This window comes from Ralstonia sp. OTU4908, from assembly GCF_038440115.1.
In the GTDB taxonomy this organism is placed as follows: domain Bacteria; phylum Pseudomonadota; class Gammaproteobacteria; order Burkholderiales; family Burkholderiaceae; genus Ralstonia; species Ralstonia pickettii.
Genome location: NZ_JASATD010000015.1, coordinates 1 through 16,200, shown reverse-complemented (window position 1 = coordinate 16,200; position 16,200 = coordinate 1). Strand labels below are relative to the sequence as shown.

10 protein-coding genes are annotated in these 16,200 nt (G+C 62.7%); 2 read left to right on the top strand and 8 right to left on the bottom strand.

Annotated elements, in window-relative coordinates:
* Both AAHM38_RS14625 and AAHM38_RS14620 read left to right on the top strand, forming a co-directional pair.
* On the top strand, nt 1-819 hold the full coding sequence (locus tag AAHM38_RS14625; RefSeq protein ID WP_009241803.1) for an OmpA family protein: 819 nt from the start codon (nt 1-3) through the stop codon (nt 817-819).
* Nucleotides 820-929: 110 nt separating this feature from the next.
* On the top strand, nt 930-2,351 hold the full coding sequence (locus tag AAHM38_RS14620) for a TIGR04222 domain-containing membrane protein (RefSeq protein WP_259394423.1): 1,422 nt from the start codon (nt 930-932) through the stop codon (nt 2,349-2,351).
* A 5-nt stretch (nt 2,352-2,356) separates the two neighbouring features.
* Here the strand turns inward: AAHM38_RS14620 and tssA are convergent, their stop codons facing one another.
* The 8 genes from tssA to tssG all read right to left on the bottom strand — a co-directional run bounded on the left by tssA (nt 2,357) and on the right by tssG (nt 16,139).
* A complete protein-coding gene (gene tssA, locus AAHM38_RS14615; protein ID WP_116575969.1) occupies nt 2,357-3,433 on the bottom strand; it encodes a type VI secretion system protein TssA in 1,077 nt (358 codons plus the stop codon).
* Nucleotides 3,434-3,466: 33 nt separating this feature from the next.
* Nucleotides 3,467-3,874 carry a hypothetical protein gene (locus AAHM38_RS14610; RefSeq protein WP_171924799.1) on the bottom strand — a complete coding sequence of 136 codons (408 nt, stop codon included), beginning with the start codon at nt 3,872-3,874 and terminating at the stop codon, nt 3,467-3,469.
* Nucleotides 3,875-4,628: 754 nt separating this feature from the next.
* Entirely contained in the window at nt 4,629-5,756 is a 1,128-nt protein-coding gene (locus AAHM38_RS14605) for a DUF6708 domain-containing protein (RefSeq protein ID WP_009241807.1), read from the bottom strand.
* 10 nt (nt 5,757-5,766) lie between these two features.
* Nucleotides 5,767-8,403, bottom strand: a complete 2,637-nt coding sequence (locus tag AAHM38_RS14600; protein WP_116575971.1) for a T6SS effector BTH_I2691 family protein — start codon at nt 8,401-8,403, stop codon at nt 5,767-5,769.
* 12 nt (nt 8,404-8,415) lie between these two features.
* Nucleotides 8,416-9,552 (bottom strand): DUF4123 domain-containing protein, encoded by a 1,137-nt coding sequence (locus tag AAHM38_RS14595; RefSeq protein ID WP_116575972.1) that lies wholly within the window; start codon nt 9,550-9,552, stop codon nt 8,416-8,418.
* A complete protein-coding gene (locus tag AAHM38_RS14590; protein ID WP_116575973.1) occupies nt 9,549-12,308 on the bottom strand; it encodes a type VI secretion system Vgr family protein in 2,760 nt (919 codons plus the stop codon). Before AAHM38_RS14590 ends, AAHM38_RS14595 begins: the two co-directional genes overlap by 4 nt.
* Before the next feature lie 21 nt (nt 12,309-12,329).
* A complete protein-coding gene (tssH, locus tag AAHM38_RS14585; protein ID WP_182552928.1) occupies nt 12,330-15,053 on the bottom strand; it encodes a type VI secretion system ATPase TssH in 2,724 nt (907 codons plus the stop codon).
* 39 nt (nt 15,054-15,092) lie between these two features.
* Nucleotides 15,093-16,139, bottom strand: coding sequence for a type VI secretion system baseplate subunit TssG (gene tssG, locus AAHM38_RS14580; protein WP_342234295.1), 1,047 nt, complete (start codon nt 16,137-16,139; stop codon nt 15,093-15,095).
* Nucleotides 16,140-16,200 lie beyond the last annotated feature (61 nt).

Here is a 16,200-nt window from a genome sequence, read left to right as displayed (position 1 = left end):
ATGGGTCTGGATGCAATCAAGCGCGGCTTCCGGCCTGCAACACTGGTGACGAACGCCGCCATGCTGGCCTGCCTGGCAAGTGCCCTGCCCGCGCATGCCGCAGCGGGCGATGCCGCGCCTGTGCCTGGCCAGGTCGTGGCCGGCGGCATGGTGCCGGACGAAGCCACCAAGGCGACCGTGCTGGCCAAGCTGCGCGAGTTGTACGGCAGCGCCAACGTGGTCGACCAGATCGAAGTGGGCAACGTGGTGTCGCCGCCCAACTGGTCGGCCAATGTGCAGAAGATCCTGTCGCCGGCCATCAAGCAGGTGAACCGCGGACAGCTCAACATCGACGGCACGCAGGTGTCGCTGCACGGCGACGTCGGCAACGAGGCGCAGCGCCAGCAGTTGACCAGTGACATGGCGACGGCGCTGGGCCAGAGCTACACGATCAAGAATGGGCTGCGCGTAGCGGCCGTGTCCGAGCAAGGGCTGCTGGACCAGACGCTGGCCAACCGCATCATCGAGTTCGAAACCGGCAGCGCCACGCTCACCCCCAAGGGCCGCGCGATTCTGGATGAAATGGCCGCCGTACTGCCGCGCCTGAACGGCCGCAAGATCGAAATCGTCGGCCACACCGACAACTCCGGCAGCCGAGCGTTGAACCTCAACCTGAGCCAGGCGCGCGCCGAGACGGTCAAGAACTACCTCATCGCCAAGGGCGCCGAGCAAGGCACGCTGACCGCGATGGGTGTGGGGCCGGATCAGCCGGTGGCAGCCAACAACACCGATGAAGGCCGCTCGCGCAATCGGCGGATCGAGTTTCGGGCGAGTAAGTGACGCAGAGAGATCCGGCAGCGCCGACCGACGCGGATCGCCAGGCGTGCCTGCTTCGGCTGAGCGAGTATTCACCGGACGCGCCCGATGCTCCATTGCCGTTCAGCCAACGCTTGGCCGAAGCCGAGGGGTGGTCGCGTTTATATACGCTGACCGTCATCGAGGAATACAAGCGCTTCGCGTATCTGGCGGTGTTTGCAGGGCACCCTATCACGCCTTCCGAGGCGATCGATGCCGCCTGGCATCTCCATCTGCAATATTCGAAAGAGTATTGGACGGTGTTCTGCGGCGAAGTACTGCGCGCGCCGCTGCATCATGCGCCCGGGATTGGCGCGCCGGACGAAGACGACGCCTACGCGCAGCATTACGCGCAAACACTGGAAAGCTATCGGCGCACGTTCGGCGAGGAGCCGCCGGCCGATGTCTGGCCGAGGCCGGAGCAGCCCGATGCAGCCCAGGCGTCGGAAACCATTGTCCCCACACGGCATGCGCCGGATCCGGTCATGCCGCCCGCATCCACAGCGCGCTCATTCATACCATCCGTATGGCTTGTGATCGGCATCAGCCTCATCGCAATCACCACGAATGTCGCCTCGGATGTTCATGTGCTGAGCTATTCAGGGCCACGCTTTCTCGCGTTCTATCTGGGTGTGTGCGTGATGGCGTGTCTGCTGATTCGGGGCCTGCATCGCGCTGCCTACAGCCGGAACCCCTGGGGGGCCGCGGGTGGCAGCGTACCGCGTCAGCTGACACCTGCCGAAGCCGCGCTGATCGCCGGCGATGCGACGCGAATGGCGCAGGTTGCGGCCTTGACGTTGCTGGATGCAGGAGCGATCCGCATCGTCCCTCCAGCAAAGAAAAAAAGAGACCGCGACACCTACGTGGTCGCGAACCAGGACCGCCCCCCAAAGCGTCACACCAACGCATGGACATGGCTCGCCCGGCAAACGCAGCAGCGCGCGCCATGGCCGAACTTCCGGGATCGGCTCGTCGACGAAGCACCCGAGATGACAGACCGGCTACGCAGCGAGGGATGGATGTGGACCCGCGGCGCGATGCGCGGAACGCCGCTCGCAGCCTGGGCCATTGTGCTGGCGACGCTGTGGCTCGGTGTGATGAAGGTCTTTGTGGGCTTGTCGCGAGGGCGCCCGGTGATGTGGCTGCTGATGGAGATGGCGCTGTTCGGAATCGTCTACTGGTGGGTGACGGCGCGACTGATCGGCGTGGGCCGTGCCGGCCCCACCGCGGGGGCCAACGCGGCGCTCGATGTTTATCGGCAGCGCGGCCAGCAGGGGCCACGTTCAGGTTTGTCGACGCACGATCTACTGTGGTTGACTGCGTTTGGCGGCACCAGCGTGCTGGCCAACACAGCATGGGCCGGATACCGATCGATGATGGGACCACCCGCCGGCGCCAGTTCCGGCGGCTCCGGAGGCGACACGTCGAGCAACTGCAGCTCAAGCAGCAATGGCTCCAGCAGCTGCAGCTCGAGTAGCTGCGGATCCAGCGGCTGCGGTGGTTGTTCGAGCAGTTAGCCGGCTCAGCTGGCGCTTTCCGAGGGCGGATCGCCCAGGCCCAGCAGCTCCTCGATCTGCGACAGCGTCGCATCGTCCTTGACCACCGTGCGCAGCCAGGCGTGCAGCGGCATGTCGCCCCACTTTGCAGCACGTGCGGCGAGGTAGGCAACGGGGCTGTGCGGCTCGGTCTGGCGGAAGAACTCAGCCACATCGCGCAGCTGGTTCAACGCCTGGGCGCGCGTGCGGATGGGGCCGGAAACTACCGTCTCGATGACGGTGCCGGGGGCAGACTGCGCCGTCTGTTGAGGAACACCCTTCGCTTCCACGGCGGTTGGCTTGGGCTCCGGCTTGCCACCGAAGCGCTCCACCAACGCGCGCACCGCTTGCAAGGCTTCGCGCGCGGGGCGGAAACTCGGCGCGTGGTCCCCTGCCCGTGCATCCAGAACGGATTCCAACCGCAACAGCGCGGCGCCACAGCCAACCACATCATCGTGCAGCGTCTTGTAGAAGGCAGGCGGCGTGGCGCGCCGTGCGGATTCAAACTGCTCCAGCGTGATTTTTCCGCGCGACAGCTCGTCGGCCTGTTCCGGATCGCGGCGGATGGCTTCGACCAGGCTGGTCGCGACTTCCCAATCGATCAAGCTATAGCCGCCCTTGCCCGCCTCCACCAGCGGCACCTCGCAAATGAGCTGGCTCGAACGCGTGGCAAGCCACGCCATGCTGCCCGTGCGCGCTTCAGGATCGTCGGCTTCCGGCAGCGGATAGAGGTGCTCCCAGAACTGCTCGCACAATCCGGCGATCAATTCGTAGCCCTCGCGCAGGCCGGCAAAGCCACACTCCTTCGACAACGCCTCGGCCAACCATGCGGCCAGGCGCAGATCCTTCGTGCGGTTCTGCAGCAGCGACGTGCTTTCGGCGATGACGGCGCGCCAATCCGCTTCCTTGATCTCCGTGACCCACTCACCTTGATCGAGTGACGGGTCATCAAACCGGCGCGCATCCTGGATGCTGTCGAATTCTGCAGAGAAGAGCATGTCTTCGCCGCACGGTTGTGCCCCGGGCAGCGGAGCGAGCAATTGGTCAAACGGAAGAGTGGCCATGATCGAAAACGAAACCGGAATGCAATACGAAAATCAGGGCTTGCCGACGCGGCAATCCGCCAGCGCCAGCGTCAGGCCAACGAAGTGCCGGTTCAAGCAGTCCAGCGTGATGTCCTTGCTGGGCTTGTACGCCGCAAGCTTGTGATCGGGAAACAGCGCCTTGAGCGCGTCACGCTGATCGTCCTGGAACGGCGCGCCCACCTTCAGGTCTTCCGTCACGGCCAGCGTGTTCAGGCTGTCGTCGGACAACGGATAGACCTGGCCCTTGAAAACCAGGCGGCGACCGTCGTATTTCTTTGACGCGGTCGGCGCGTCCTTGAAATATTCGGTCAGCACCTGGCGGTACGAAACCTGCAACGGGGTGTCGTCCTGGGCGAAGGCGGGCGTGACGAGCAACGCGACCCCAGCACAAGCGGCGGCGAGGCGGAGCAGAGCGTTCATATCAGCGTGCGTGAATGTGACGTCCGCACGCGCGGGGCGGACGGTGGAGATGCTACGCAGGCTTGGGGCGGTTGGGGGCATTGTTTCTAAATCTTCATGTGTGGACGGGCCCATCGTAATTGAGGTCAAGGCGAGGTTTAGTTGGTCATTCTTGTCGCTGGACTTGAGCGGCACGGTTGGGCCGGGCAAGTCTTCATACCAGTAGGGGCTCTGCGGCTGCAGCTTCGATGCATTTCCCGTCATCTCGACCACTCATCATCGTTCTCCGCTCTGCCTGAGCTTGCCTGAGGCAGAGCGCTCCCCGGATTTCCGATGTGAAGCGCCGAAGTCCGCTGTCTTTGCCTGCTGCGTTGCCCTGGAGTCCCTTTTCTTTGGCAGTACGACAGCGGAACATCGGCCTCAAAGAACGGCCGTCGGGGCACAACGGTCCACACTCCGCTCTAAAACAACCGGCCCATCGGACCTCCGAGAGCGGCCTTCCGCCTTCGTGCAACGAAACGTGCAGCATTGAGGCTCCCACGCCAGGGCTCAGACCGTCGGCCATGCCCGTCAGAGGTCGAAATATTGGACCTCTGGCAGTGGAATGCCGCTGTTTGACACTTGCATTGCGAGGTCCACGGCTGGAATGCGCAGTTCAGAGGCGCATGTCGGGGGCTCGGATGCGTAGGCGGCTTGTCGCTAAGGAGCTACGGTGCTTTTCGGTGGCCCGCCATCGCAACCGCGCCTCCAGAATCCTAGGTGCATAGGCACACGGCTAAACGGCTTTAGACAATGCCTCGTTCAATGCATCGTGCGTGCCCCAGCGCCGCAAGAACTCGAGATTATCTTCTGCAGACAAGCGACCCTGCGCCCGATACACCATCGCGGTCATTACAGCGCCCGTTTGTACCGGGTGATCTTCTGGCTCGCCCAGGCCCGAATCACTCCCCCATTCTTTAGGAAACCGGGGCCACGCACATGTCATCTGGCTCATCATGTGGCAAGACGCCTCCATGAAGCCAGGCTTCTGCTCCAAGATGTACTGACGCCAACTGGGCTTACCGCAGTACGTCGTGTATTCCTGCGGCAGATAACGCGGAATCTGCTTGTAGTTCGACGGCGCGTTTGGCGGAATCTGGTCGACCGTAGGGCCCTCCTCCATGTAGCGACGAATGTATTCCCACATGCCAGCCGCTTGCAGATCCCTGAACGGCAAAGTCGGCCCGACAAAGATCGCGTCCTCATCGGAATCACTTCCGCCCCCGTGAGAGGGAGGGCGATATAGCGCTATCGCCTGAACAGTCTCCTTATCCCCCCGTCGAACACCCTCGGGTTTCAGCAATGCGACGACCTTGTCCCAGTCGATCACCACATTGCCGCCGCAATAGCGTGGTCGCAATACGTATATCTTTCTTTTCAGTCGATTAAATCGAATTCTTCCACGCGCCAGCGTGAAGAATGCAGTGCGCATTCCGCCGACGAAGAACCACAGGTATAACAAGAATCCGCATCCAATAGCCAATGGGAAGAAAAGAAGCCACCCCATCCACAACAGAACCTTGTCTCCATCCCCTAAAGATGTTTTCACAAAAAAGAAAATAACTCCATCCGATATCAATGGATAAATGGCGAAACCAAACCACCACCATATCATTAACAACGCTGGAATCACGACAAAAAAGTTTCCAATGCCTGCTCGCCACTGCAGATCCCATCCTGGATTGCATATTTCGAGGTACGCATCGTTTTGCGCAAAAATGCATCTACCCGGGAGGCTCACGCCCTCCGCATCGCTGGGCTCGTCAACACGCCATTGGCGCTGCCCGTCAACATTGAGGTACTTGCGACCTTGCTCAGAGGAGCGACTTTTTTTTCGCGCGTAGGCGTTTTCACGTACAAACATTTTTTCCCACCTAAATTCCAGACTGCGCGTTCGCCAACTTCTGAAGCGTGTCGCCTAGATTGTTGTGTATTGGCTTTTTTCCCTTCCGCTTCAAGCTCAGTGGGTTGTCGCGCAGCCAAGTAATCCAGTCGTCCTCTTTGAGAAGCAGAACTGCAATGACCGCCACGACAGTAAGAACCGCGCCGATCAGACCCAGTACAGCAGCTACCGCCAGCAACGAGGCGTTTCCTATTGCAAAAACGGCAACGCCAGTGCTTACAACGGTGAAAACCGTACCAGCCACGCTTGCGATCTGAGCCGCCATCACTGCATAGTTTCCTCGTTGCCCCGACGTCCAAGCATCAATCCCATCAAAAAATGCCGAGATGAGCGCAGCGGGCAGCAGGAATTTGAACGCCGTCAGCCTTAGTCCCTTGAGTTGAAGGGCTTGCAACTCATCGAATGTCGCCTGCATGCCAGGCGTTGCGAACAGGTTGCGACCTTCAATTCCCTTGAATACGGTCTCCTCATAAGCCTTAGCCCTCCAATCCGCCAAGCTTCCGATACCTTGCAGAATATTGCCGACCAACTCCGTCCCGGTTCGGGCATCCATTTTCGTCTGGAATTGGGTGCCCTTGATGATCGCAAAACTCACATCCAACAAACCCGCCAGCGCGGCAGCGCGCGCATTCGGAGCCGCTTTGAAGGCATCAGCCCGGTTTGCTGCAGTGGAAAGGCCTCGTTCGGCGTTTCGCAGTCGGTCTCGGTTTGCTTGAGACAGCGTCCCGGCGTACTGGGCCGCTGTTCGGCCGAGTGTAGTTAGACCAAGCGATACGAGATACCTGGTCAGCTTAGCCTCGACCTGCGGGACTGGAAGACCTTGAACAGTCTTCATCATCTTCACACTCATGAGCGACGCGATATGCAGCGGCCAAGCAAACTTGCGCAGCGCGGCGCTCTCGCTGATATTCGGAAAAGCTTCCATAAAGCCCAGCGCCTTGTCCCCCAGCGAAACTCGGGCGGCAAATGGCTTCAACTTGTCCGTGATAGCGTCAGCAAGACTTGTCGTTGGTTCAGCATTTGGCAGAGCCTGTGCAGGAGGCGATTCCTGCGTCAGCCCCTTCATCTGCTGGCGATAAGGCACATTATTGAAAGACAGCGTCTTGCCGAGCACGTTGTCATCCCATAGATCTACTTTCGCGAGCCAGGCCTTGCCCGCCTTGTTGGACTCCGTTCCGCTCATGCAGTGCGCTAACTCCAAACTCAGAGCCGCGCCGCCCCCCGGCTGGTTGACTGCCGTGTCTTTCGGGCTATATAGCGCAATCGCTTGCTTGAGCGACGCCGAGTCGAGCCAGGCAACCTGGTCGCGCCCCAGGTTCTCGCGCAACGCCTGCACGTTGTTGTACTCACTGCCTTGGGCCGCAATAATCGTTGCAGCGGAAGTCGAATCAAACAACTCTTTGAACTCTGCATCGCCCGCTGCGGCTGCCCGATCTCGCTCGGCTTGCTGGTTGCGGGCAATCGCCGCTTCGCGAATGGCCTCCTCCCTAGCGCGTGTCGCCTTGTCTGCATAGAACACCCCTGCGGGGCGCCGCATCTTGTTCCAATTATCAATATGCTCGCTAGCTTTTTGGATCGCTCCTTTCTTTACAAGATCACGCAAGCCTTGTGCACCTATGGCCGTTTGGTACACCCATTCATTGCTGACACTGCTATCAAACCCTGGAGAGCTTCTCGCCTGCCATGCTGTGTAGACGGTCTGCGCCTCGCCTTGCAAGTGGCCCAACTCCTGTGTGATACCCATCGCATCATCACACGCAACTACCGCACCGTGGTTCTGCTGCAAGAACGCAGCCATTTGCTTCAGACGGGCTGCATGGGCCTTCTCATAAGTCGGGCCAGTCCGCATAACCGTAGTTGTTTCATCAAAACCTGAAGCGTAACCGTCCAGCGTCATCTTCGGAGTCGAAACCTCCTCCTGGTAATCGCCCCAGCCGCGTTCCTGCGGCGTACTGCCCATCAAGCCATACAGCAAAGGATCCAGCGCATCTATTAACTTGGGGTTCGCCAACGCAGCAAACTCGGCCACTTGCCCATTGAGCAGTCCTGGTTGCGTCGTGTCGGGCTGACTCGTGTTGCCGTTTGCCCAGCCTGCCACATCGAACGATTTCATGTACGCGGCAGGATTGGCAGAAATCACGTTTTTGAAATGCTCATAGTCAATCGGATCTGGGCTAAACAGATACCAGAGCTTCTTCACTCGCTTCGCATCTCGGATCCACACCATGCTGTTGTTCGCTTGCCTGGAGTCGCGCGCACAAGCGATCTTCGGTGCCGTTTTCCCGGGCACAAACACATCGAACTCGGTCAGATACCCTTGTGGATGCACCACATAGCCCTTCCATTCATCGTCGGTGCAGATGAGAGGGCCTCGGTCAACGTGAACGTACAGATAGCCCGCACGGAGCAAGCGTACGTTATAAACCGCCGTTCCGATCGCAACACCAGCAGGTTTGGCCTGTAGTTGCCCAGCGGGACTCAGTTGCTTGAGCAACGCCATGTTTGCCTTCTGAGCGCTGTAAGCAACTGCGTATCGCGTGAACAAGATAGGCAGCCCCTTGCGATCGCAGTTGCTGCACGGCGTTGCACAGACTTTTTCAGCGGCCATGGAAATGCTTCCTCATGCAAATTGCTCGTAGTCTTCAAACAGGCTGGCAAAGCCTGCTTCGGGATCGTTACGCAGCGCTTGCAAAACACGTGCAAGCACGTCGCGCCACCGTGGGCTGTCCCAATCAATCGGTAAACCGGCCGCGCTGTCCCGTGCGCTTTGCAGAATCGGTCGCCAGCTGCACCAGATGAAGTCCTGCAGATTGGAGTCCACCAACCCCAGCTCCTGTCCCTTGCTTAACAACCGGGTCATGCTTGCCGCGTCCGGCTGTTTTTGAGCCGAGACCCCTCGCCGTGCCAACCTTGCCCATATGCGATTCCCAATCGGCGACGAATGGGCTGTCTGCCACTGGTCCGCGTTCATCAGACGGTTAAGCGGGGGCACGACGGTTTGCGTATCAGACGAAACGTTTCTCTGCGCTTTGAACCAGGTCGGCGCGGGAGAGGCGCTATCTTCTCTTGCAGACAAATCTGGCATGGGGCCCCATGGTTGCGTCAATGACCACCACGCCTGCGTTTGTCCCAGCCACACGTTCTGCTGCTCTGTCGACAGCCTCGGCCAGACACGTTGCATGACACGCGGATCCTGATAGCGAAACAGTCTTGCCGTGTGACTTCGCGGTACGTATTGCAATCCCAGCTGAGCAAGATGCTGGGCAAGCCGCGTAGCCGACTCTGGACTAAACAGGACAGCGCAGAAGTACTGCCTCGCCAATCGTTGACCCGCCTCCTTGCTAGCCTCCTCAAGCCAACGAGCCAGCGCGTCTCGCACGCGCGCCTGGGGCAAATTGTCGGAATCTGCATCGAGCAACAAGTGGTCGGGGAACGGCACAAGGCAAGGCGCCTCGTCCTCTCGGCCCGCGTAAAAGCTATCGGGAACGGCTTCCCTCTCGCTGATCGTCTCGGGCCACTGTTCGGATAAATCGGCTGCAAGGGGATTACCTTCCCAAGCGTCAAGCAGCAAATACGCGCGCAATGGACGGTCGTGAGAGGCCTGTTGTTGCAGCATGCGATAGCCGGCCGCCAACTCCCTGCACCGAGCCAGGTAATCGTGAGCCGGAACCTCTTTCTCTGCTGCGGTGGCGTTCAACATCACATCTGCTAAATCGGCCAACATGCGATTCGTCATGTCCTGGGTCAAGCCGTTCACCGCGACACCGAGCCCGCGCCGCTCGCGGCAGCGCTATCTTCCTGGACACTGCATCCCCTCAATTTGCCCTGCGCCAGGCTGTTATCTCCGCCCGCACCACCCGGCCCCACAAACCGATGCCCCGCCCCCTTAAACGTCACCATCCCAGGCGCATGCAACTCAATCGTTCCATTCGTCACCTTGATCTGCGCACCGGCCGCATTGACGAGCACATGCTGCTTCGCCTCCGCAGTGACATTGCCTTGCGTGGAGGCGACCGTCACGGCCTTCTCGGCCACCAGATGGGTCTCGCCCTTGAGGCTCGAAAGTCCGACCTTGCCGCTTGCGGCATGCATTGCAATGCCCGGTGCGGCATCCCCGGCTTGCCCGAGCGACTTGCCGTGCGCATAGAGGCTCAGCCCCTCCGCCACCGCCACTGAGAGATTGCCGCCCGCGGCGACGTTGGTGTCTTGCTTGGCGATCAACGTGGCCTGCGTGCCCGCGACCAGCACTGCATCGGCCGGTGTTGTTGTGACGATGCCCTTGGGCGCCGAGACTTGCAGATGCGGTTCGCTGTAGGCAACGGCCTGCGCGCCTTCACCCGCGCTCTCGGTGTGGCGCAGCACTTCGGTGGTGTGGCGCAGTTGCTTGAGCGCGGGGAGTTCCTTGGCGGCGGGTTCGTCGGCCAGGCCGGCTTTCTGCTTCTGCGCCGCGTCGGCGAGGGATTCGGCGAGGTCGCTCGCGGCTTCGATCTGGCTGGCGGCAGCTTCGCTGTCCTGCAGAGACGCGCTGGTGCCGGCACTGTGGGCGGTGAGCAGCAGGCCGGCACCGGCGCGCACGGCGCCGCTGTCGTCGGTCGCGAGCGCTGCTCCGTGGCCTAGATCGGCCTGCCGCGCGCTGTCGATCTGTTCCTTGTGATGGCCGAGCACGAGGCCGCTTGCCGCCTGCGTGGTGCTGAGCTGCGTGCGGCCCTGCCCTTCGGAATCATCGAAGACGAGCTGGTTGTAACCCGACGAGCCCGACTGGCTGCCGGCCAGCGCCTGCGTCTTGATGCCGGACAGCACTGCGTTGTGGGCGTAGGCGCCCTGGCTCTTGCTGTCGCCGGCAAACCACGCCGGCGCGTTGCCGGTGGCGCCGGCTGCGCCGGCCTGGTTCTGGTTGTATTGCGCGTCAGTCTGGCCGCTGCCGTTGTAGGCGGCGCCCACCACGACGGGCCGATCGATATCGCCTTGCAGGAATTCGACCAGCACCTCCTGGCCGACGCGCGGCAGCGCCACGCCGCCCCAGTTCGGGCCGGCCACGGGCGCCGTCACGCGCACCCATGCGCCAAGACCTGCGCTGGCGCGCGCGTTGTCGTCGCCGGCCGGATGCGATTGGCGGCTGGCCGACCGAGCGCCGCGTTGCCAATGGAATTGCACCTTGATCCGATGGTCCCGATCGGTATGCACGGGCCCTTCTGCACCCACCACCAACGCGGTCTGGCTGCCATTGACGGTCGGGCGTGGATGCAGCGCGCGGCCTTGCTCGTCGCTCTGCTGGGGGCGCACGGGCACGTTGTCGCGCACGACGGTGAAGTGGTTGCGATAGAACGGCGCGTCGTCGCCCGTGCCGCGGTTGCTGCCTGCGGCCAGCACATCGCCGCCGCGCAGCGCGCCCAGTGTTTCCGTCAGCACCTGGCCGAAGCGGTCGTTGAAGTTGTTGCGCGCCTGGTGGGTGACGGCCAGCACAGCAAAGCGCTGCTCGCCATCGTCATGATCGAAGTGATCGAGCAACTGGAATCGCGTGCCGGTCGCCAATGTCCGGGCCGTACCTTCGCCGCCGAACTGCTTGTCGCGCAGCTCCAGCGCTTCCATCATCAGCCGCGCGACGCGCTGTGCCTGGTTGTTGTCTTCAAACCAGTACTGACCGGGGTAATCGGTGTCTTGCAACGTCAGCTGCGGGCCGTCGTTGCTTTGCTGCTGCGCCCCGAGTTGCGCGGTGCGCTTGGCGTTGGCGCGGTAGTCCCAACTGGCGATCGATACGGCATTGGTCTGCCAACGGCGGGCGCCTTGCCAGCGGTCGATCACGTCTTCGGTGGCGGTGGCATCTGCGCGGCCAAAGCGGATGCTCGCCTGTGCGTTGTCGGAAAACACGTCATTCGAATCTGCAATGACCATGCGGTGCACGCCCAGTGCATCGCCGTCTTTGGCTTCGTGCTCGAAGAAATAGAACAGCCCTTCTTCAGCCAGCAGCCGCGTGACGAAATCGAAGTCGCTTTCGTCGTATTGTGTGATGACGCTGCGGCGCGTGTAGACCGCGCTGTCGCGCAGGGCCCAGCGCCAGGCGGGCACGAGGCGGCCTTGGCCCTGGTAGTCGCCAAACAGGCTGTCGATCACCTCGATGACCGACATGTCCTGGAACAGGAAGCTGTCTTGCCGATGGCGTAGGAAGGCGAGCCAGGGTTCGATCACCAGCCGATAGCGCACCAGCCCACCGTTGGCCCCCACCTGCTCGAAGCGCGTGACGTGGCCATGGAACGGCCGCAGTGCGCTTCGGCTCTGCTGGGTCAGCAAGTCAAGCCGCACGGGCTGGCCGAGCAGCTTGGCCGAATCGATGTTCGCGTTGTCGGACAGCGCCGTCAGTTCCACTCGGAAGCCGCCTGCGTCGATGTGCTCAGCAACGTCCACCTTTTCAGGCAGAAGCGCGTTCGGCCCTAGCGGCGTTTCCATGCGCAGCAGCCGGTCGGCCTGGGAGAACGACGCACGTAGCAGGTTTGCCAACTCGGTCGGAGAGACCATGATGTGCTCCAGCGAAGCGACTTAGTTGATGCGGTACTTGAATTCGCCGTTCTTGCCGACGCCGACCTTGATCTTCTCGACGCTGCCGCCTTCGGCCATGCGCGTCAGCACCGACTCGGCAATCTGCGGCAGCAGCGTGCCGTTGAGGATGTGATCGACCGCGCGGGCGCCGGCATCCACTTCCGTGCAGCGTGCGAGCACCGATTCAACCAGCGCGTTGTCCCACTGGAACGTGGCCCTGTGATTGATGGCCACGCGATCGCGGATGCGGCCCAGCTTGAGCGTGATGATCTCGGCCAGCACATCGTCGGAAATCGGGTAATACGGCACCACCTTCATGCGCCCCAGGAATGCGGGCTTGAACGCCTTATAGAGCGTCGGGCGCAGCTGCTCGGCCAGCGCATCGGCATCGGGCAGTTCCTCGGCAGACTTGTTCAGGCACGCCTGCATGATGGCCTGCGAGCCGACATTTGACGTGAGGATGATGATGGTGTTGCGGAAGTCGATCGGGCGGCCTTCGGCGTCATCCATCTCGCCCTTGTCGAAGACCTGGAAGAACATCTCCAGCACGTCCGGGTGAGCCTTCTCGACTTCATCCAGCAGCACGACGCTGTACGGGTTGCGACGCACGGCTTCGGTCAGCACGCCGCCTTCGCCATATCCGACATAACCGGGCGGCGAGCCCTTGAGGCCCGACACGCTGTGCGCTTCCTGGTACTCGCTCATGTTGATGGTGATGAGCTTGCGTTCACCGCCGTAGAGAATGTCGGCCAGTGCCAACGCCGTTTCCGTCTTACCGACCCCAGACGGGCCAGCAAACAGGAACACGCCACGCGGCTTGTTCGGGTCTTCCAGGTTGGCGGTGGCGGTGCGCACGCGCTGCGCGATGGCATCCAGCGCGTGGTCCTGCCCGATCACGCGGGCGGCCAGCAGCGGCTTGAGGTTCAGCACCGTGCGCAGTTCGTCCTTGACCATGCGGCCCAGCGGAATGCCCGTCCAGGCCGACACGATTTCCGACACGACATGGCCATCCACCTGCAGCGGCACCATGGGCGATTCGCCCTGCAGCGCGCGCAGCTCGGCGAGCAGCCTGGCCAGTTCGTCCTGTTCGTCCGTTTTGTCGGCGGCGCGTTTGCGCTTGGGTATCGAGACGACGTCGCTGTTGGCGGCCACGGGAAGAGCGTCTTCCTCGCCGGCTTGGGCGCTACCGCTTTCGCGCGCCTCGCGCAACGCCTGAATGCGGGCGACCAGCGCGCGCTCCTGCGCCAGACGTTCGGTGTTCTGCGCGACGCGCTGTTCTAGATGCGTGCGCTGCTCGTTCAGCGCCTTCAGGCGCGCGTCGTGCTCGGCACCGGCGCTTTGCTCGCGCTCCAGCGCGTTGATCTCGCCTTGCAGGCGTTCGAGCGCTTTCTGGTCGTCTTCAATGGCGCCGGGCGTGGCGCTCTGGCCCAGCGCCACCCTGGCGCACGCCGTGTCCAGCACGCTGACGGCCTTGTCCGGCAGTTGGCGGCCGCTGATATAGCGATGCGACAAGCGCACGGCCTCGGTAATCGCCTCGTCCAGCACGCGCACGCCAAAATGGCGCTCCATCAGCCCGGCCATGCCGCGCAGCATGGCGGCCGCCAGCGGCTCGCTGGGCTCTTCCACCTTCACGACCTGGAAGCGGCGCGCCAGTGCGGCATCTTTTTCGAAGTACTTCTTGTATTCGCTCCACGTGGTGGCCGCGATCGTGCGCAGCTCGCCGCGTGCAAGCGCAGGCTTGAGCAGGTTGGCCGCATCGTTCTGCCCGGCCTGCCCGCCTGCGCCAATGATGGTGTGCGCCTCGTCGATGAACAAGATGATCGGCTTCGAGCTCTTCTTCACCTCGTCGATCACGTTCTTCAGGCGGTTCTCGAATTCGCCCTTGACGCTGGCGCCAGCTTGCAAGAGCCCCATGTCGAGCGTGCGCAGCGTCACGCCTTGCAGCGGCGGCGGCACATCGTTGGCGGCGACGCGCAGGGCCAGGCCTTCGACCACGGCAGTCTTGCCCACGCCGGCTTCGCCGGTGAGGATGGGGTTGTTCTGGCGACGACGCATCAGGATGTCGATCACCTGGCGGATCTCGGCATCGCGGCCGATCACGGGGTCGATGCGACCATCGCGCGCGGACTGGGTCAGGTCTACGGTGAACTGGTCCAGCGCGGGAGTGGACGTCAGCGCCGCGGCGGGCTTGCTGCCTTCGCCTTGCGAAGCGTCTGCTCCGTCGTCGGCAATGTCGACCGCCTGCTCTTGTTCGTCCGAACCGGCGGTCAGCCGATCGAAGTCGTGCTTCAAGCGGTCGGCTTCAATCTGCCCGAACAGGCGCGAGCCCCGTTGCGCGAGCGCCGACAGGCTGGGCTCGGTCAGCAGCGCCAGCAGCAGATGGCCCGAGCGGATGCGCGTGATTTGCGAATCGAGCGAGGCGATCAGCCAGCCATGCTCGAACAGTTTCGGCAGATACGGCGAGAACGCTGGCGTGCGGGTATTGCCGGTCTGGAAGCGGCCGATCTCGGCTTCCAGGTCACGTTGCAGCGCGGCCAGGTCGATGCCGCTGGCGCGGGCGGCCACGGCAAAGTCGCTGCGGCGGTTTTCCAGCAGCGCCAGGAACAGGTGTTCAAGATCGACCTCGTAATTGCCGCGCGCCATGCACAGCGAAGCGGCGCGCTCGGCGGCTTGCCGGCTCGTCGCATTCAGCTTGGCGATCAGGGTTTTGAGTGGGATGGCCATGGCGGCAGCGCTCCGGAAGAATCGATGAATGTGTCGGTATCAATGCAGCGGCGCGAGCGTGTATTGCGCATCGCTGCGGTCCTGCTGCGCGGGGCGGGAACACAGGAAGGTGTCCCAGCCCAGGCGCCCGTCGTTGCTGTTGTCCAGCGTGCTGCCGGTCACGTCCTGCTGGCGCAGGATCAGCTTGATTTCGAACTCCAGCGTGGTGCCGCACAGGATGGTCAGCATCTTGCGCAGCGCCAGCGCGCCGGAGGCACCCGGCAGGAAATTGCGGTATTGCGCGCGCTTGAGCGGCCCGACCCACAGACGCACGCGCAGGTCGCGCTGCCACACCCGCGCGCCGGCCAGCGCCGTGGCGCCCAGCACGTTGTTGGTGCTGCCCAGCCGCGTGTACTGCGACGCCGGCACGCGATACCACCCGCCGACAAACTGCTCCACCCGCATCGGCGCCTGGAAGTAATCCGACAGCACGCGCTGCAGGTACGCCGCAGACACCGGCCGATGCCGGATCGCCGTGGCATAACCGGCCAGCGCTTCGTCGAGGATGGGCCCCGGCGTGGTGGAAAGATCGCGGCGCAGCGTCTTGTCAGCGGCCCCCGCCAGCGACAGCAGCAGCGGCAGGTAATGCTTGGTGCTGTCGACTTCGTACTGGAACGGCAGGCGGTACTTCTTCCAAGCGAGATAGAACAGCGCCGTGGCCCGGTTCGAGAAGATGTCGAAGAACGCACGTGCAGCGCGATCGCGCCAGAGGCTTTCGCGCTCGGCCACGATTTCGGTGTAGCGCAGCGGCAAGGCACCTTGGCCGCCCAGCATGCCGAAGAACGTGGGCGTGATCGCCAGCGAATCGAGCGCGCCCTCTTCCAGCGCAGCGATGAACGCGGCGTCGGTTTCAAGCATCTCGGCGGTGATGCCCTCGGCCTCGATGTGCTGCAGTTCGCTGGGCGGAAACGACAGCGACAGCGTGTTGCGAAAGCTCAGGCGCGTGGCCAGCGCCTGCTCTGGCGCCATGCCGCCTTCGCGCGCGAACAGCTGCTCCAGCAGGCGCACGGCCTGGAAGAACTGGTACCGGTGCGGGGGGGGGGGCACCCCCCGGGGACCCCCCCGGTTGAATAGCCCCGGGGGGGGGGGGGATTTTCCAAATTCTTGG